This window comes from Paenalcaligenes sp. GW821-LYS-B07-1 (assembly GCF_058803365.1).
In genome coordinates, this window is sequence record NZ_CM179516.1 from 125,940 (window position 1) to 144,485 (window position 18,546).

Annotated in this window: 15 protein-coding genes; 7 read left to right on the top strand and 8 right to left on the bottom strand. The window is 49.9% G+C overall.

The window, feature by feature from the left end:
- Positions 1-6: 6 nt before the first annotated feature.
- On the bottom strand, positions 7-1,503 hold the full coding sequence (locus AC3QL0_RS00595; RefSeq protein WP_493009597.1) for a nucleobase:cation symporter-2 family protein: 1,497 nt from the start codon (positions 1,501-1,503) through the stop codon (positions 7-9).
- Between the two features lie 308 nt (positions 1,504-1,811).
- Here AC3QL0_RS00595 and AC3QL0_RS00600 point away from each other — a divergent pair, with 308 nt between their 5' ends.
- Positions 1,812-2,564 (top strand): FadR/GntR family transcriptional regulator, encoded by a 753-nt coding sequence (locus AC3QL0_RS00600; protein ID WP_493009598.1) that lies wholly within the window; start codon positions 1,812-1,814, stop codon positions 2,562-2,564.
- Here the strand turns inward: AC3QL0_RS00600 and AC3QL0_RS00605 are convergent.
- From AC3QL0_RS00605 to AC3QL0_RS00615, 3 genes are all read right to left on the bottom strand, one after another.
- Positions 2,554-3,042 (bottom strand): hypothetical protein, encoded by a 489-nt coding sequence (locus tag AC3QL0_RS00605; RefSeq protein WP_493009599.1) that lies wholly within the window; start codon positions 3,040-3,042, stop codon positions 2,554-2,556. The genes AC3QL0_RS00600 and AC3QL0_RS00605 overlap by 11 nt on opposite strands.
- 167 nt (positions 3,043-3,209) lie before the next feature.
- Positions 3,210-4,166, bottom strand: coding sequence for an SdiA-regulated domain-containing protein (locus AC3QL0_RS00610; protein ID WP_493009600.1), 957 nt, complete (start codon positions 4,164-4,166; stop codon positions 3,210-3,212).
- Positions 4,167-4,388: 222 nt separating this feature from the next.
- Complete coding sequence (locus tag AC3QL0_RS00615) at positions 4,389-6,551, bottom strand: malate synthase G (RefSeq protein ID WP_493009601.1); 2,163 nt, start codon at positions 6,549-6,551, stop codon at positions 4,389-4,391.
- A 449-nt stretch (positions 6,552-7,000) separates the two neighbouring features.
- On the opposite strand from AC3QL0_RS00615, the gene AC3QL0_RS00620 reads away from it, so the two are divergent.
- On the top strand, positions 7,001-8,494 hold the full coding sequence (locus tag AC3QL0_RS00620) for an AMP nucleosidase (RefSeq protein WP_493009602.1): 1,494 nt from the start codon (positions 7,001-7,003) through the stop codon (positions 8,492-8,494).
- 21 nt (positions 8,495-8,515) lie between these two features.
- The gene (ggt, locus tag AC3QL0_RS00625) at positions 8,516-10,282 is read left to right on the top strand and encodes a gamma-glutamyltransferase (RefSeq protein WP_493009603.1); all 1,767 of its coding nucleotides are present in this window, start codon (positions 8,516-8,518) and stop codon (positions 10,280-10,282) included.
- Here the strand turns inward: ggt and AC3QL0_RS00630 are convergent.
- Both AC3QL0_RS00630 and AC3QL0_RS00635 read right to left on the bottom strand, forming a co-directional pair.
- On the bottom strand, positions 10,279-11,187 hold the full coding sequence (locus AC3QL0_RS00630; protein WP_493009604.1) for an AEC family transporter: 909 nt from the start codon (positions 11,185-11,187) through the stop codon (positions 10,279-10,281). The two genes, ggt and AC3QL0_RS00630, sit on opposite strands and share 4 nt — an antisense overlap.
- A 16-nt stretch (positions 11,188-11,203) precedes the next feature.
- Complete coding sequence (locus AC3QL0_RS00635; protein ID WP_493009605.1) at positions 11,204-12,019, bottom strand: IclR family transcriptional regulator; 816 nt, start codon at positions 12,017-12,019, stop codon at positions 11,204-11,206.
- Positions 12,020-12,297: 278 nt separating this feature from the next.
- Here AC3QL0_RS00635 and AC3QL0_RS00640 point away from each other — a divergent pair, with 278 nt between their 5' ends.
- The 4 genes from AC3QL0_RS00640 to AC3QL0_RS00655 all read left to right on the top strand — a co-directional run bounded on the left by AC3QL0_RS00640 (position 12,298) and on the right by AC3QL0_RS00655 (position 15,274).
- Entirely contained in the window at positions 12,298-13,101 is an 804-nt protein-coding gene (locus AC3QL0_RS00640) for a transporter substrate-binding domain-containing protein (RefSeq protein WP_493009606.1), read from the top strand.
- A 60-nt stretch (positions 13,102-13,161) separates the two neighbouring features.
- The gene (locus AC3QL0_RS00645) at positions 13,162-13,833 is read left to right on the top strand and encodes an amino acid ABC transporter permease (RefSeq protein ID WP_135864087.1); all 672 of its coding nucleotides are present in this window, start codon (positions 13,162-13,164) and stop codon (positions 13,831-13,833) included.
- Entirely contained in the window at positions 13,833-14,477 is a 645-nt protein-coding gene (locus AC3QL0_RS00650; protein WP_493009607.1) for an amino acid ABC transporter permease, read from the top strand. Before AC3QL0_RS00645 ends, AC3QL0_RS00650 begins: the two co-directional genes overlap by 1 nt.
- Positions 14,478-14,539: 62 nt before the next feature.
- Positions 14,540-15,274, top strand: a complete 735-nt coding sequence (locus AC3QL0_RS00655; RefSeq protein WP_493009608.1) for an amino acid ABC transporter ATP-binding protein — start codon at positions 14,540-14,542, stop codon at positions 15,272-15,274.
- 41 nt (positions 15,275-15,315) lie between these two features.
- Here AC3QL0_RS00655 and AC3QL0_RS00660 read toward each other — a convergent pair whose 3' ends face one another.
- The gene (locus tag AC3QL0_RS00660) at positions 15,316-15,927 is read right to left on the bottom strand and encodes an SET domain-containing protein-lysine N-methyltransferase (RefSeq protein ID WP_493009609.1); all 612 of its coding nucleotides are present in this window, start codon (positions 15,925-15,927) and stop codon (positions 15,316-15,318) included.
- Positions 15,924-18,488, bottom strand: a complete 2,565-nt coding sequence (locus AC3QL0_RS00665; RefSeq protein ID WP_493009610.1) for a DNA topoisomerase III — start codon at positions 18,486-18,488, stop codon at positions 15,924-15,926. The genes AC3QL0_RS00660 and AC3QL0_RS00665 overlap by 4 nt, the downstream gene beginning before the upstream one ends.
- Positions 18,489-18,546: the final 58 nt, after the last annotated feature.

Genomic DNA, 18,546 nt, shown 5'->3' on the forward strand with positions numbered 1-18,546 from the left:
GGAGCTTTAAGCGTGGGCATCGACAGTTGGGCCGTCAGGATCTACGCTCAGTTGTGTGTCTTTGTTGGCACCGTTAAAGAATAGGTTCAACGCCACAGCACAAATAGATGTTAGCAAAATACCGGATTCGATCAGTGGGCCTAAGCTTTCAGGCATCCACTGTTTGAAGTGTGGAGCCACCAGCGGGATCATGCCAAAGCCTATAGAAATTGCCACAATCATCGCGTTGTTTCGGTTGCTGGTGTAATTCACCTGCGACAAGATACGAATACCTGTAGCGGTCACCATACCGAACATCACAATACCAGCACCGCCAAGTACGGCCGTAGGTAGTGATTCCACCAAGGCAGCGATTTTTGGCAGCAGGCCCAAGATAATTAGGATGACACCAGCGGCCACACATACGAAACGGCTACGAATACCGGTTACGGCCACCAAACCTACGTTTTGCGAGAAGCTGGAGTACGGGAAGGTGTTGAAAATACCACCCACAATCGTTCCCAAACCATCAGTACGTAGACCGGCCGCCAATTCGCGTTGGGTGATCTTCTTGCCTGTCATGTCACTCAGCGCTAAGAACATACCGGTGGATTCGATCAGCACCACAATCATGACCAGCGTCATTGTCATAATGTAGAGCAGGTTGAACTTAGGCATGCCGAAGTGGAAGGGCAGAACAATATCTACCCACGGTGCAGCGGCGACTTTCTCATAGGTCATCATGCCAATGGCTGTAGCCACAATAGCGCCGATGATAATGCCCATCAACACTGCAACGTTAGCCATAAAGCCGCGGCAGAATTTGGCGATTAGCAAGATGGACAGCAGCACGATAGCCGAGATGCTCAGGGCTGGCATAGCAGCGTAGCGCGGATTAGGAACAGATGCTGCGAGCACTAGACCGTCGGGTGGGGGCGGTAATGCAGAACCCGGTGCGGCGGCTTGTTGTACGGCTTGTAGCCATGCAATGTGGTTAGGATCCACGATCTGTGGCGCGGTAGGCCCTACAGGGTTACCAAAGATCCAGTTGATCCCCACACGCATCAAGGTGATCCCAATCATGGTGATGATAGTGCCAGTCACCACAGGCGGGAAGAAACGTAAGAGCCTACTGACTATAGGTGCAATAAGCACAGTGATAATCCCGGCGCCAATAATGGTGCCAAACAGCAGTTGGGCCCCCTCGTGCCCAGGATTAGCATGTGCCATGGACACCATAGGGCCAACAGCAGCAAAGGTGACACCCATCATCACAGGTAGGCGTATCCCTAACCACTGAGTGGCGCCTAAGGACTGTATGATAGTGATTACACCGCACACGAATAAGTCGGCGGCAATCAGTAAGGATACTTCTTCAGGGCTAAGGTTCAGCGCTCTACCCACAATGAGGGGGACAGCGACTGCGCCAGCGTACATGACTAATACGTGTTGTAAGCCCAATAAGCCGAGTTTTCCTGGTGGTAACAGCTCATCCACAGGCGCTACTTTTGCATGTGTCTCCATGTAGCAGTCTCCATTTTATGTGTGATAACCATAATCATGTATGGCATATGACTGTAATGGGGTAAAGTCGGTAGGGCTATACAGCAAAGCAGATACAGAGCTCTTGTTTTTGTATATAGTCTGGGGAAAACCCTAAAGAAAATCAGTTATTTAGCGCTGTGAGTGGGGGTTTTGAGGGAAAACCCTGTCAGGCCAGAGAAGCGGTGTATTGTGTGCCGCCGCCTTGTGCCTACAGCGTATAATCATGAGAAAAAATGAGGGCAGGTAAAAGCTTTACCTGAAATTGCGGTTTTATGAATACACCAATCATGAAGCGGCCCCGCTTATCAGATGAGATTGCAGAGAAAATCAAGAATCTGATTTTTGAGGGGGCTTGGGTACGTGGACAACGGTTACCTGCCGAGCGCGAGCTCGCAGAAAGCTTTGGCGTGTCGCGTCCTTCTGTGCGCGAAGCCATACATTCTTTAGTTGCAATGGGGCTGCTACAAACGCAGCATGGCGGCGGCACTTATGTAGCCGATGAAGTAGGGGCTATTTTCAGAGACCCGTTGCAAAACGTGTTGCTGGCGAATGCCGATGCTCAACGTGATTTGCTGGAGTTCCGTCACATGGTTGAGGGGGCGTGTTCCTACTATGCCGCTTTACGTGCGACAGAGGCCGATAAAGAGCGTTTGAGTGAAGCGTTTAGAGTGTTGAGGCAGCATTACGAGCAACCTCATAGCGCTAACGAGCAGCAGCATCAAGATGCCGATGCGCATTTTCATTTGGTGATTGCTGAAGCCAGCCATAATGCCGTGTTGCTACACACTATACGCAATACTTATGAGGTGCTAGGACCCGAGGTGCGTATCAATTTTGGTGGCGTACAAGAAGGGCAAAACATACGTGATGACCTCATCGCGCAACATCAAGCGCTGTATGAGGCCATCATGCAAGGATCAGCTGATAATGCGCTACTGGCCGCGCAAGGGCACATACGCTACATACAAGACGTGCTTGTTGAGAAAGCAGAAATGCAGCAGCGCGAAGCGCGGGCCAAACGTAGACTAGTTAGTTTTTAGTGAGCCTTGGGTCGGATGCAAGCTCAATACGGCAGCCTTTGTTACCACCGTCCACGCTCTCAATACGGCCTTTAATGGTAACGGAGTCGCCCAGATTAAACGCATCTAGTTGGGTTGGGCGTTTCGTGATCAATGTCACAAACTCAGTTTGACCGTTGGTGACTCGTACATCGAACTGTTTAGCGCTACCCCATACATCGGAGTTGAAGCTGCTCATGCTTTTTGCAACCAGGTTTTGTTCGATGGAAGTCAGGCGACCAGTGGTCTCAATAACTTTACCCATGTATTTATTCGTAGCGCGTGCTTTGTTAGAGCGAATCTCTGCACAAATTTGTGCTGGTGTGTCCGTAATAGGAGCTCCACCCATTGCATCGTTAACGCTGGCAAAAGTGTCATCAATGCTTTTGGTTACGGAGTTTAGTGTTTCACAACCAGCCAAACCCACTGTTAGTGCCGCAATAAGTAGTACTTTTTTCATTTCCCGTGCTCTCTCGGATAGCAAAAATTAGCCCGTAGTATAGCAGCGTGAAAGTAGCTTTTGCCTGTAACTAAATCTTAATTTTGGCGAAGATGAATTATTTAATTTGTCGTAGCTGGAATTAATTCGTTTTGATTAAAAGGTTTTTAATTTAACGCTAAAATAATTTAGCGCGTAAAAACATAAAATAAATTCGGTTCACTGACCAAATATAGATGGCCATTGGGGCCCAGAGTGATTCCCTCTGCTTGCGGAATATTTTGATCGTTATGCTGATAATTGAGTGCTCTATAACTACGTGGTTTACCGTTATCATCTAATTCTAGTAGTGCCTGATTTTGTTCACTTAATAAAATAATATGACCACGCTCAGGCTCCACAATAACGCTAGACAAGTCGTGAATAAACTCTAAAGACTCTAACCAATGACTTACATCTTCAATATGTATATTGTCGAATGAGCATGTGGGTTTTTCGGCACATAATCCATGTAATCGGAACAGCCCCTTGGGTGAATGTTCTTTCACTACATACAACAGATCTCGTATGTGGTCGTAGCCCAATCCTTCCAAGCCACCATTATTGCTGTCAGCAGGGCCTAGAGACAATTTAGGAGCGAGGCTGAGGTCTAGGCGACCCGGCTGCTCAGGCAATTGCGCCAAGACGATTTTGCCGTGTTTCTCGTTACTGAGTGCCACCTGCCCATTGCCTAGGTAGCTAATGCCTTCGGTGTCAGAGATACCCTCTAATGGGTAGGTCGCTTGAATGTCACCCTGTAGATTGAGCTCTAGGATGGTGGGCGGTCTGTTTAACACCGCTAGGAGTGTCTGGTGATCTTCCATATAGGTGAGGCCAGACAAATTTTTCTCAATTTGAGGGATGCTGCGGGAGTATGTGAGCCGGTAATCTTGTAGAGGAAATGAATCCGCGTGTAATGCAGGTTGATTCCAATCCTGGTCGTTTTGTTCGTGTTGGTGCAACCAGTTCAGCACGGGTACGTGTAGATGCTGATAACGAATGGCGTAATACAGGTAATAACCAACGCTGGCTACGGTAGCCAGAATTAATAAAATACGTAGCAGTAAGCGTTTAGTACGCGACTGGCGCGATAAAGAAGTGGACATAAAGCGGCCTACAGCAGAATGAACAATGCATTATAGCGTGCGGGTCATACGGTTTTGTGGACGCCAGGTTGGCCGTGGTCAGCGGTGCTTAGGCAGGCGATATAGCGTGTGAATGGCAGTGCCAGCAAAGTAAAGGGGTATCTGTATAGCTTGAGTATGCCGCCATAAAAAAAACGGGCTACCTAAAGGCAGCCCGTTTTGTATGACAAAGCAGTAAAGCGATTAGCCTTCAGCTTTCAGCGCCAAACGCCATTGATGCAGCAGAGGCTCGGTGTAGCCGTTAGGCTGTTCCAAACCTTTGAAGATCAGGTCGCGTGCAGCTTTGTACGCTTTGGAGGTGTCAAAGTTACCAGCCATGTTGCGGTACAGAGCGTCGCCAGCGTTTTGCTTGTCTACGACGGCAGCCATGCGTTGCAGCGTTGCGTCTACTTGCTCAGGTGTCACAATACCGTGCAGCATCCAGTTAGCAATGTGCTGGCTGGAAATACGCAGTGTGGCGCGGTCTTCCATCAAGCCTACGTTGTGGATATCAGGTACTTTGGAGCAGCCCACACCTTGGTCAATCCAACGAACAACGTAACCCAGAATACCTTGGGTGTTGTTGTCCAGTTCTTGCTGGATTTCTTCAGCAGACCAGTTGGTGTTTTCAGCAACAGGAATAGTCAGAATGTCGTCCAGAACCTCAACTTTCTGGCCTTCCATACCTTTCTGGATGTCGTCTACGCTTACTTGGTGGTAGTGGAGCGCGTGCAGAGTGGCTGCGGTTGGGGAAGGAACCCACGCCGTGTTACCACCGGCTTTCAGGTGACCAATTTTTTGTACCAGCATATCGGCCATCAGGTCAGGCATCGCCCACATCCCTTTACCGATTTGAGCACGACCGCGCAGACCGCATTCCAGGCCAGTTTGAACGTTGTTGCGCTCGTAAGCGGACAACCATTTCTGGGTTTTCATGTCGCCTTTACGTACAACAGGGCCAGCGCGCATGATGGTGTGGATTTCATCGCCAGTGCGGTCCAAGAAACCGGTGTTGATGAACACTACACGCTCGTTAGCAGCATCAATACATGCTTTCAGATTTACGGTTGTGCGGCGCTCTTCATCCATTACACCCATTTTGATGGTGTTACGTGGCAGACCAAGTACGTCTTCAACGCGTGCAAACAGTTCGTTAGCGAAGGCAACTTCGGCAGGGCCATGCATTTTTGGCTTCACGATGTAAATGGAGCCAGTGCGGGAGTTTTTCTTCAACTTCAGATCACGCATAGCGATCAGGTTAGTGAAGATAGCATCCATGATGCCTTCTGGTACTTCGTTGCCTTTTTCGTCCAAGATGGCGGGGTTAGTCATCAAGTGACCAACGTTACGCACGAACATCATGGAGCGGCCTGGCAGTGTTTGTGCTTTGCCTTGCAGGTCGGTGTAGTCACGGTCAGCGTTCAGCTTACGTGTGAATGTGCGGCCATCTTTGCTGATTTCTTCAGTTAGTGTGCCTGTTACCAGACCCAACCAGTTGCGGTAGGCCAGTACTTTGTCTTCAGCGTCTACAGCAGCTACGGAGTCTTCGCAGTCCATGATGGTGGTCAGTGCGGATTCCAGCAATACGTCTTTTACGCCCGCTGCATCATCTTTACCGATAGCATCGTTACGGTCGATTTGCAGCTCAAAACGCAGACCGTTGTGACCGAATACAATGGCTTCTGGGTTAGCGGCGTCGCCACGGTAGCCCATCAGGGTGGAAGCGTCAGCCAAAGTAGCTTTGCTGCCGTCTTTCAGTGTGACTTCCAATGCACCGTTCACAATAGCGTACTGAGTCGCGTCAGTGTGAGAGCCTTGGTTCAGAGGAATAGTGTCGTTCAGGAATTTGCGTGCGAAAGCGATAACTTTGGCACCGCGTACAGGGTTGTAGCCTTTACCAGCTTCGGCACCGCCGTCGTTGGAAATGGCGTCTGTACCATACAGTGCGTTGTACAGGCTGCCCCAACGAGCGTTCACAGCGTTTAGCGCGTAGCGAGCGTTCATGATAGGTACAACCAACTGAGGACCACCTTGCTCAGTGATTTCAGTGTCCACGTTAGTGGTGTTCACTTTCACGGAAGCAGGAACGTCTTTCAGGTAACCGATTTGCTTCAAGAATGTCTTGTAAGCGGCCATATCTTTGATAGGGCCTGGGTTGGCGCCGTGCCATGTGTCTAGCTCAGCTTGCAGACGGTCACGTTCAGCCAGCAATTCGCGGTTGCGTGGTGCCAAATCGTGCACCAGTTTGTCTACGCCTTGCCAGAATGTTTTGGAATCCAAGCCTGTGCCGGGCAAGGCTTCGTTTTCGATGAATTGGTGCAGTGCTTCTGCAATCTGCAGTCTTTCACATGTGATTCGTTTGGTCATGATTGCCTTTGCGTAAGGTTAAGAGGTTGCTGAAACCGGGAGGATAGTCCCGGGCAGGAAGGTCGCTGCAGGGCACGAAAATAGGGATAGGTATTCAGAGCACTGGCTCTGAATGTACTTCTGGTAAGAACACTCAATACTATAAGTATTGACTGATGAGCGGAGAAAATAGCCCGATCAACGCGGAAAAATGGAAGTTGCCCTGAACGAATCCATTTCTTCATAAAGCGTGAATTCTCACATTTTACCAATAAATACAGTGGCTTGCATAGGATGACATGGCTGTGATGTCTTCGGTCTTATATAAGACCTTCCAGTGTTATATAAGACTATACCTAGTATTAGAATGTTTTTATAGGGGAAAGCCCGTACATACCTAAAAGACGGGGGTTTTCTCTATTGTCATAAATCCTGTATACACTGGACTTTTGTTTGAGGCTGTGGACATCATGCGTGAATCTGTGCAATACGATGTAAAAGTGGTTATCCCCCCGGTCATTGGGGCTGAAGAGTTTTGGGATGCCGAGGCAGCCGTATGGCGGCTGATCGAAATCTATAGACGCAACACGGCATTCATACGCGAACAGTTCAGAATGTGCATGGCGCAGGGCTTCACCCAAGGGGTGCGATACCGTGCTTGCTATCCCCAAATACGTATACGAGTAGATACTTTCCAAGAAGTAGATAGCCGCTTGGCATACGGTTACGTAGCGGAGCCTGGTGCTTATGCTACGACGGTGACTAGACCCGAACTGTATTTTGATTACTTGCGTGAACAGATACGTTTGCTGCTGAAGAATCATGGCGTGCCAGTAGAAATTGCAGAATCCGAACAACCTATACCGCTGCATTTCTGCTTGGCCGGTGAGAGCTCGGTACAAGCGGTGTATCCCGAGTCATCCGCACATACCTTGCGTGATCACTTCGACGTACCAAACTTAGAGGTCATGGACGATGCCATTGTGAATGGCACATGGGTAGGTAAACCCGGCGAGGAACTGCCATTGGCGCCGTTTACGGCTCCACGTATTGATTACTCGCTGCACCGTTTGCAGCACTACACCGCGACGCGCCCCGAGTATTTCCAGAAATTTGTGCTGTTCACCAATTACCAGTTCTATGTGGATGAGTTCTGCAAATGGGCGCAGTCTACGTTGGATGATCCTAAGAGCGGTTATACCGCGCTGGTAGAGCCGGGCAATCGTATTACCCGAGCAGGTGGCGTAGTAGAAGGTGCGCATGCCTCACGTCAGCCGCAAATGCCGTCGTATCACTTGATGCGCGATGACCATACTGGCATTACCTTAATCAACATTGGGGTGGGGCCATCTAACGCTAAAACCATTACTGACCACGTAGCGGTGCTGCGTCCGTCAGCATGGCTGATGCTGGGGCATTGTGCAGGACTACGCACATCGCAGCGTTTGGGCGATTATGTCTTGGCACACGGTTATGTGCGTCAAGACAAGGTGCTGGACGACGATTTACCGTTGTGGGTACCTATTCCTCCACTGGCAGAAATTCAAGTGCCATTGGAGCAAGCGGTAGCCGAAGTTGCTGGTTTGTCAGGGTGGGAATTAAAACGCATTATGCGCACAGGCACGGTGGCTTCCATTGATAACCGCAACTGGGAGCTGCGTGACCACCATGAGCCTGTAATGAAGTTGTCTCAGTCGCGTGCGATTGCGTTGGACATGGAGTCTGCCACCATTTCGGCGAATGGCTTTAGGTTCCGTATTCCCTATGGCACATTGTTGTGTGTATCGGATAAGCCGTTGCATGGTGAATTAAAACTGCCGGGCATGGCCAATGCGTTCTACAGTAAGCAGGTAGGTCAGCATTTGCACATTGGCATACGTGCCCTAGAAATGGTGCGGGAAATGCCAAGTGAACGTTTACAGTCACGTAAACTGCGCAGCTTCTTGGAGACGGCATTCCAATAATCTGCACGTTAAGGAGTAGTGATGAAGGCTAACAATCAACCATGGCGTTGGACGGCGCTAGTGATAGTGACAGTGACATTGCTAGGGTGTGCCACACAGCCTTCCACTACGTTGACGTCTGCTGATACCGCGCCTGAGGGAGCTAGCGCCCAGACCAAGCAGCAATTGGTGCATGGTCAACGTCAGATGTTTGCGACAGCTAACCCCCTAGCGACACAGGCTGGTTATGCCATGTTAGAGCAGGGCGGTAGCGCTATAGATGCCATTATTGCGGCGCAAGCCATGCTTACGTTGGTAGAGCCGCAGTCATCGGGCATAGGCGGGGGCGCATTTCTACTGCACTACGACGGTGCAGAGGCACAATTGCAAACCTATGATGGGCGTGAAACAGCGCCTGCTTTGGCGACGTCTGATCGTTTCTTGCAGCAAGGCCAACCTTTATCTTATACACAGGCTGTGAACAGTGGATTGTCCGTTGGCACGCCAGGCGTGTTGCGTGCGCTAGAAATGGCGCATCAACAACATGGCCGCTTACCGTGGGCAACCTTATTTGAGCCTGCTATACAACTGGCGACAGAGGGGTTTAGTGTTAGCCCACGCTTGCATACCTTGATTACGGATAACCAACAGGCGTTGCGTGAGCAACCTGCGGCTGCGGCGTATTTTCTGGATGCACAGGGCCAGCCTTGGCCGGTAGGTCATAGGCTTAAAAACCAAGCGTTGGCAGATACTCTGACACGTATTGCCCAAGATGGTGTGCAGACGTTTTATGAGGGTGAAATCGCCGAAGATATGGTGCGTTCGGTTAGAAATCACCCAAAACCTGGTGACTTAAGTCTCACTGATTTACAAAGCTATGCTGCTGTAGAGCGTGAGCCTTTATGTGGGCCGTACCGCCGCTATATCGTGTGCGGTATGCCGCCACCTAGCTCGGGTGGGCTGACTGTGCTGCAGTTATTAGGAGTGCTGCAGCAGTTTCCCATGCAGCAATTTGCACCACAGAGCGTAGAGGCGGTGCATTACTTCTCGGAAGCAGGCCGGTTGGCCTATGCCGATCGTGATTTCTATGTGGCAGATCCTGCGTATGTGGGTATTCCTGTGAAAGGGCTATTAAACCCTGCCTATCTGCGACAGCGCAGCGCGTTGATACAACCTGACTCCAGCATGGGGAAGGCTGAACCGGGTGATCCTATGTCGTTGTTAGCAAGCTTGGGTCAAGACCGTGCTTATGAGCTTCCCTCCACCAGCCATTTGGTGGCGGCAGATGCTTTTGGGAACTTAGTGAGCATGACCACCAGCGTAGAAGCCGCTTTTGGCAGCAAAATCTTGGTGCGCGGTTTCTTGTTGAATAATCAACTCACCGATTTTTCTAGCTTGCCCACTGACGCGCAAGGTAGGCCAGTCGCAAACCGTGTAGAAGCGGGTAAGCGGCCACGCAGCAGTATGGCGCCCGTGATGGTGTTTGATGCTGGAAAACCGTATCTGATTACAGGGTCGCCGGGGGGCAGTGCCATCATTAACTACGTGGCACAAACTTTGGTAGGTGTATTGGATTGGGGGTTGGATATACAAACCGCCATCGCTTTGCCTCATTACGGCAGCCGTAATGGCGCGACAGAGTTGGAAGAAGGCACGTCAGTGGTGGGCGTGGCCGATGCGTTGCGCGCCAAAGGTCATAATGTGAATATTTTGCCGTTCACCAGTGGCTTACAAGGCATTGTGATCACCAAAAATGGCTTATATGGTGGTGCAGACCCCCGTCGTGAGGGTCTGGTACTGGCAGATTAAAGGTAGAAGTGCTGCAAGGCGGCAATAAACAGTGGTGACGCCAGCAAAAAAATTACCGTAGATACCAGTACAGCACTCGCTGCGATGTGTTTTTGATCGGGCTGGAAGTGCGATACATACATATAGCTCAACACCGCGCAGGGCATAGTCATTTGCAGAATGATAATGGCGGCCAACAGACCGGGCGTACCCAGCATCCAGCAGGCGAGCACAGCACCAATACAGCCAGCGGCCAAGCGCAAAATCGCCATAAAACTGCCACTTTGCATGCCTTCTGACGAAATGTTGGCCAGTGAATACCCCAAACTAAACAGCATTAGCGGAACGGTAATGCTGCCTATTAAGCCTAAGCCGTTCAGTGTCCATTCTGGTACTGGTACAGACAAACTTTTAGCAATGATGGCAAGTAAGGCCGCACTGATCACAATAAATTGTGTGCCCTTGCTGCTGCTTTGTTTGTCGGTCAGTGTACGCACGCCTAGCGTGTTGTGTAGGAAGGTACAGATGGCGAAGAACACCAAGGCTGCCGATAACCCTAGAGACCCAAAAGCCAACGTAGACAGTGGTAGACCTAAATTGCCCGAGTTGGGGAAGGTAGCCAGTTGTATGTTGGCCCGTATAGGTTTTTTGAATAGTTTTAGAGCAGCGACGCAAAGAGCAGCAGCAAGACCTAAGGCGACTACACTAGATAAACCTATGTCCACTAAGGCAGCGGTATCAATGGCGGTGGTGTAGAGCGTGTGGAAAATCAGTGCAGGAACACCCACTAGAGTGACTAGTGTAGAGATAAAAGCAATGTCGAATCGGAGTTTACTTTTACCCCAAATAAAACCTACGCCGCCGCACATGACCAAAGGGGCAATGGAGCTTAGTGCGGAAACATACAACGAGAAAACATCAGGCATAGTACTGCTCGGCGGATCAGGGAGTGTAACAATGGGGGCCACTATAGCCCATACGGTGTGATAGGCGCAGACTAATGTCGGCCAAAATAGAGGCGATCTGCGTCGCCGTGGGGCGTCGCAAGCCATCAATACGCGACACATGTGGTACGTTAATCGCCGCTAGTACTTTGTTTTCTAAACCTAATATAGGCATGGCGATATTGGTGACGCCATCAATTTGAGCGCTAGGCATGGTGGCATAGCCTTGTTGACGTATGGTGTGTAGTAAATCAAACAGTTGGCCAGGGTCCATCTGGTTTTCACCATCAATACGTATGTGGTGGTTCAGCATGCGTACCCGTGTCACCTCATCGGCAAAAGCCAAGAGCACGTGACCAGATGAGGTATCGGTTAAGCCAATCAGTGCACCCATCTTCAAACCAAAAGACCAGCGTTCAGGACTGTCCTGTTGCGCCACAATAATCACTCTGCCGTTTTGATATAGCGCTAAGTGACACGATTGCATACTGCGTTCGGATAGCTCTGCTAATAAGGGTAGCGCTTCTTTGATGATGGATTTGGCGGGCTCTTGTTGGTGAGACAGCTCGAACAGTTTCAGGCTCAGGACGTAACGATCACTGTCACTGACCTGTATGTAGCCGCGCTGGTGCAACGTACTCACCATCCTGAAAATCTCATTCACCCCTCTATTTAAGGCGTGGCTTAGCTCACTGAGCGTATAGCCGTGGGGGCTTTGGCTCAACACCTCCAGTATGTCTAACCCCTTTTCCAAAGCAGGTGCATGGTAGCGCTGGGCAGTGCTCTCGGTAGGTGGAGACAAGCTTGTATCCATAGTTTTTATTCTATTTTTTTATTAATAAAAGGGGTTTTTTGTATGTGGGCAGAAAAACTCGTGATTATTCTTTAAAAACCAAAAGCTAGGGTTTTACCTAGCAATCCTCGCTAGAACAGGGAAATTATTTTTGATAGTCTGCAACAAAAAAATTACATACAAAAAGATTTTTCGTTGATGAAATTACTATGCCCATAGCGTTTCGTCAATGCACGCTACAGAGCATCGTAGGGTGCAGAAAACTGAAGTAATACCCCTAACGGACTGTGGAGAAGACAATGTTAAAAAAAGTATGTGTGGCTCTGGGTATGTCGTTGATGATTGGCTTGACAGGGGCAGCAGCTCACGCGCAAGACGATCAAAGCCTGCAGCGTATTAAAGACCGAGGCACGATCAAGATAGGTTTGATGTTGGATTTCCCTCCTTATGCCAGCTCCGGCCCAGGCAATAAACCCGATGGCTACGATGCTGAAGTGGCGCAGATGCTGGCCGATTATCTGGGGGTAAAAGTAGAGCCAGTCATCACTACCGGACCTAACCGCATTCCCTACCTGTTAACTGACAAAGCAGATGTGTTGGTGGCGTCATTAGCGATTACGCCTGAGCGTCAGGAGCAAGTGCAATTCTCCAATCCGTACTCTGCTGCCAGCATGGTGTTGTTGGGGCCAGCGGATATTGTGGTGGACAGCCCAGCCGATTTCACTAAATACAAAATTGGGGTGCCGCGTGCGAGTACTACGGACATTGGTGTGATGAAAATTGCTCCTGAAGGTACCGATATTCGTCGTTTCGATGATGATGCGTCAGCCTTGCAAGCCATGATTGTGGGTCAGGTGGATCTAGCTGGTACATCCACAGTGATTGCCTCAGAAGTGCAAAAACGTCATCCAGGAAAATTCGAGATTCGTTATGTGATTAACGAGCAAGTCATGGGTATTACCATGCAAAAAGATCGTCCAGAACTAGAAGCCGCAGTGAATGCCTTCCTCAAAGAGAAATTGGCAGATGGCTCTTTGGATCAGGTGTTTGAAAAATGGCTGGGTACACCTTTACCGGCATCCGTACACGCTGCTTCAAATTAATCAGTTGTTAAGCACCGGTGAGTAAGCGACTCGTTTGTTCACCGGCGTCTGGATGTCGCTATGAATTACGTTTTTCAGTTTGATCCAGTGCTGGAAGCGTGGCCGTTGCTGCTTAAAGGCACATGGGTCACGATTCAGTTATCGGCACTATCTATGTTTTTTGGGCTGATTGTTGCAGTAATTTGCGCCAGCATCAAAATCAACGGTAATGCTTTTTTGCGGTTTTTAGTGAATGCCTATATTGAGGTCATTCGCAATACACCTTTTATCATCCAGCTGTTTGTGTTTTTCTTTGCACTGCCATCTATAGGTGTGAAGTGGAGCGCCCATACAGCGGCATTAGTGGCGATGACCGTGAATTTGGGGGCGTATGCCAGTGAGATTGTACGCGCCGGCATAGAGTCTATTCCCAAGGGCCAGATAGAAGCTGGTCGCGCCTTAAGTTTGTCGGGTGTGCAGGTGTTCTTACACATTATTCTGCGGCCCGCCTTAAAAGCGATTTACCCAGCGTTGACCAGCCAGTTTATTTACCTGATGTTGGCCTCTAGCGTGGTATCGGTGATTTCTGCAGACGACCTCACCTCTGTAGCAACTGGGTTGCAGTCCCTCACCTTCCGCAGTTTCGAGATTTATATCACGGTGACGGTGATTTATTTACTGCTGACCCTGTTGTTCTCAGCCATGTTCTCCGTCATCTACAAGTACCTGCTTGATTATCCGGACCGTAAATAATGCGTACATTTGGAATAGAAGATTTCTGGTTTATTGTCCAGGCCGCGCAATGGACGATCTGGCTATCCCTTATCGCATTTATAGGTGGTGGGGTATTAGGGTTGGGAGTTGCGTTAGGCCGAGTATCGGTGCGTGGCTGGGTAAGCCAGTCTATGCGTGTGTTTATCGAATTCTTTAGGGGCACGCCACTGCTGTTGCAGTTGTTTTTAGTGTTTTTCGGCTTGCCTGTGATGGGGCTGGAAATAGGTGTGTGGTATGCCGCTGCGATTGCTTTGATCTTGAATAGTGCGGCATTCTTGGCAGAAATTTGGCGCGGTTGCATACAGGCTGTACCACATGGGCAAAGCGAAGCTGCAGAAGCCTTGGGGTTGAGCTACATCCAGAAAATGATTGATGTAGTGTTGCCGCAAGCGTTGAGAATTGCCATCCCCCCTACGGTGGGTTATTTGGTGCAGATCATTAAGGCAACGTCGTTGACGGCGATTATTGGTTTTACCGAACTGACCCGTGCTGGCCAGATTGTGAATAACGCGACCTTCCAACCCATGATTGTTTTTGGTTTGGTGGCCCTGATTTACTTCATTCTGTGTTGGCCGTTATCACTGTACGCCAGCCGTTTGGAGCGCAAATTAAAGGTCAATTAAGCGTGGGACACGTCACTACACTGTGCGTAGTACCGATCATGAATATTGAGTAGAAGTGAGTCATGTCTAAACCTATTATTACCATGCGCAATGTCGACAAATGGTATGGCGAATACCATGCGTTGGTAGACATTAATCTGGAAGTGCAGCCGGGTGAAAAAATCGTTATCTGTGGGCCGTCCGGTTCGGGGAAATCCACGTTGATACGCTGCATTAATGCCTTGGAGCCTATTAAGTCAGGTGAGATTATGGTGGATGGCATGGTGCTGGATCAGAACCCAGCCCACGTGCAGGCCATTCGCCGCGAGGTGGGCATGGTGTTTCAGCAGTTCAACTTGTTTCCGCACAAAACCGTGCTGGAAAACTGTATGTTGGCACCTATGCGAGCACGCAAAATGGCCAAAGCGGATGCTGAGGCTATTGCATTGAAATACTTAGATCGCGTGCGTATTAAGGCGCATGCGCACAAATACCCCAGCCAGCTATCGGGTGGTCAGCAGCAACGGGTGGCGATTGCCAGAGCGCTGTGTATGAGTCCCAAAGTCATGCTGTTTGATGAGCCTACTTCAGCGCTAGACCCAGAAATGGTGAAAGAAGTGTTAGACACCATGATAGGGCTGGCTGAGGACGGTATGACCATGCTGTGCGTCACCCACGAAATGGGTTTTGCCCGTAGTGTGGCAGACAGGGTGATCTTTATGGCCGATGGACAAATACTAGAAGAAGCCGAGCCACAGCGCTTCTTTGACAGCCCTCAGCACCCCAAAACCCAAACATTCCTTAGCCAGATTTTATAAAAGAGAGTGGTGGGCTGGTTTCGTTAATCACCTTGCTACAACTAGACCGGATCTTCTGTATGTTGGAGGATTCGGTCTAGTTTTTTGTTTAACTGACGCATGTGTTTGCGCAGTTTCTTTTGTTCACGACGTATTTTTTTCAGTTTTTTGTGCAGTGCTGATTTTGTGGTTGTAGGCTTATCTTTGGCCTCTGGTAAGGCCAGCATCGTGCCCCGGCAATTTGGGGCATTACACAAGCACTGATACTGTTTCTGCAGCGTAGGCGTGATGTCGTCGTCAATGACGAGGGCATAGTCATACAGCAGCTCTTCGTCTTTGGCGATGTCTCGCAAGGCTACGATAAACACGCGGGTGCCCGCGCTGTTTTCGTGCCCTTCGCAGTTGGGTGCGCAGGAGTGATTAATGAAGCGCGACTCGTTACCGCCATCACCACCATCTATGATCTTGCCGCAAGATAGCGAGAAGAAGAAGGTGTGAAAGGGGTTGTTGGGGTCTGATGGCTCCATTTCATCAGCTTCCTGGTTGCTGATATGCTTGCCTTCGTATTCCATAATGCTGGTACCAGCAGGAATATCTCGTGCAGCAAAAACCCCCGTCCCGTGTAAGGACGAGGGCTTTACATAGTGCCAAGGTTCAAGGATCGACATGATCATTCGTTGGAGGCCACTTTCTTGGCGGCTTTTTTAGCGACTTTTTTCACGGCTTTTTTGGCTGCCTTCTTAGCGGCTTTTTTAGCAGAGGATTTTTTCGCGGCGGTCTTACCAGGACGAGGCTCGAATTCAAAACTCACGGCGCCTTTGGCGTCACGTGTCAGGAATGCTTTGAACTTGCGGTTTGTGCGGTTGGAAACAAAGCCATCCAGCAAATCAGTTTTGCCGTCAGTCAGCAGCTTGTGCATTTGTTCACGCGAGATTTCCTGCTGCAAAATAACTTTATTGCTACGGAAGTCACATGTTTGTGAAGGACCCACGGCTTTCTCACACACGAAGCGTATGCCATGCTCAAACACGTTAGCTTGGCATTTAGGGCAAGCGCCTACGGGTGTTTGGTCAGAGAAGTCGACCTCTTCTTCGTCTTCCTCGTCGTTCTGGCCAAAGTCGAACTCTAGCTTGAACTCATCGGTGATGCGCAGAATGGCTGCAAAAGGGCGACCCATTTTACTGATGAAGCCAGTTAACGGACCAATTTCACGTTTTTGCAGCAGTTCTTCTACTTCAGGCAACTCAAAAGTGCGCCCGCTAGGGTGTTTGCCGAACGAGAAATCACAACTGGTGCAGGCAAATCGACGGTAGTTTTCTTTCACTACGCTGCCACATTTAGGGCAGGGAGTTTGCAGGGTGGCGTAATCACCCGGTACCGTATCGCGTTCGTATTCTTTGGCGCGTTTCACGATGATTTGTGTCATCTGCGCGATTTTGGTCAGGAAGGCTTCGGGGCCTTCTTGGCCTTGTTCTATTTGTTTGAGGCGGAACTCCCACTCACCAGTCAGTTCAGGTGAGGTCAATTCGCTGACATCCAAACCGGACAAGAGCGTCATCAACTGACGGGCTTTGGCGCTAGGCACCAGCTCGCGGCCTTCACGGCGCAAGTAACCTTCGTTCAGCAGACCTTCAATAATAGAGGCGCGGGTGGCAGGAGTACCCAGACCACGCTCGGACATGGCATCGCGTAGGGATTCGTCGTCAATCAACTTACCTGCACCTTCCATGGCGGATAGCAAGGTAGCCTCAGTAAAGCGTGCAGGCGGTTTAGTGGCCAAGCCGCGCGCTTCAATGTCTTCGGTAAGCACTTCTTCGTTAGGTTGAACGGCAACTAAGTTGTCGTCTTCGCCTTGCGCTTCACGACCGTAAATCGCCAACCAACCGGGGTTGATCAGCACTTTACCTTCGGTCTTGAAGTGGTTGCCAGAGACTTTGGTAATACGTGTGGTGACGCGGAACTCTGCTGCTGGGAAGAAAATCGCTAAGAAGCGTCGTGTGACCAGCTCGTAGATTTTGAACTCGGCATCGCTGAGCTCGCGTGGCACTTGTAGCGTAGGAATGATCGCAAAGTGATCAGAAACCTTTTTGTTGTCAAAGACACGGCGGCTAGGTTTCACCCACTGCTGCTCTACCACTTGGCGAGCAAAAGGCTGTACCGAAGCACTAGCAGAGCTTTGGGAGTCAGCCAAAGCACGCATGGTGTCTTTAACGGTGGCTACGTAGTCCTCAGGCAGATAGCGTGAGTCAGTACGTGGGTAGGTAAGCGCTTTATGGCGTTCGTACAGTGTTTGTGCCAGTGCTAGCGTAGTTTTTGCTGAGAAACCAAAACGGGAGTTGGCTTCGCGTTGCAGAGTGGTCAAGTCAAACAGGGCTGGTGATTGTTGCGTAGAAGGTTTGGATTCTTCACTCACAATGCCAGGTTTGCCGTCGCAGGCTACCACAATGGTTTTGGCGGCCGTTTCAGACCAGAGGCGTGAGTCACGTTTCTCGGGGTCTTTTTCGTCTTTCTTAAATTCGGGGTCAAACCACCTACCGTTATACAGGCCTGCACCTGCCACAAAGGTGGCGTGTACTTCCCAGTAGTCACGGGAGACGAATTTGCGAATGGCTTCTTCACGAGCATGCACAATAGCCAACGTGGGGGTTTGCACACGGCCTACAGGTGTTTTGAAGAAGCCACCGTCTTTGCTGTTGAACGCAGTCATGGCACGTGTGCCATTGATACCTACTAGCCAGTCTGCCTCGGCACGGGCGCGAGCAGCGGCTTCTAGCGGTTTCATTTCGTCGTCGTCACGCAGATTCTCAAAGGCTTCGCGGATGGCTGCCTGAGTCATGGAACGTAACCACAAACGCTGTATAGGTTTGTTTACTTTCGCGTATTGCACGATGTAGCGGAAGATCAGTTCACCCTCACGCCCCGCATCACAGGCATTGATAATGCGGTCTACGTCTTTACGCTTCAACAGTTTGACCAACAGTTTTAGTCGTTCTGCGGAACGCTTATCAGCCACATCCAGTTCAAATTTTTCAGGAATGACTGGCAGGTGAGTAAAACTCCATTTGCCACGTTTAGGGTCGTTGGGAGCGACTAAGCCCAGCAAGTGACCAATACTGGATGACAGTACGTACTGTTCACTTTCGAAGTAGTCCCCTTCACGGGTAAAACCACCCAAGGCTCTGGAAATATCCAGGGCAACAGAGGGTTTTTCAGCAATGATGAGTGTTTTATTCATGTATTTCCAATGACAGCGGTCCCGCAGCAATAGCGCGGATATTACGGGTTGAACCCCG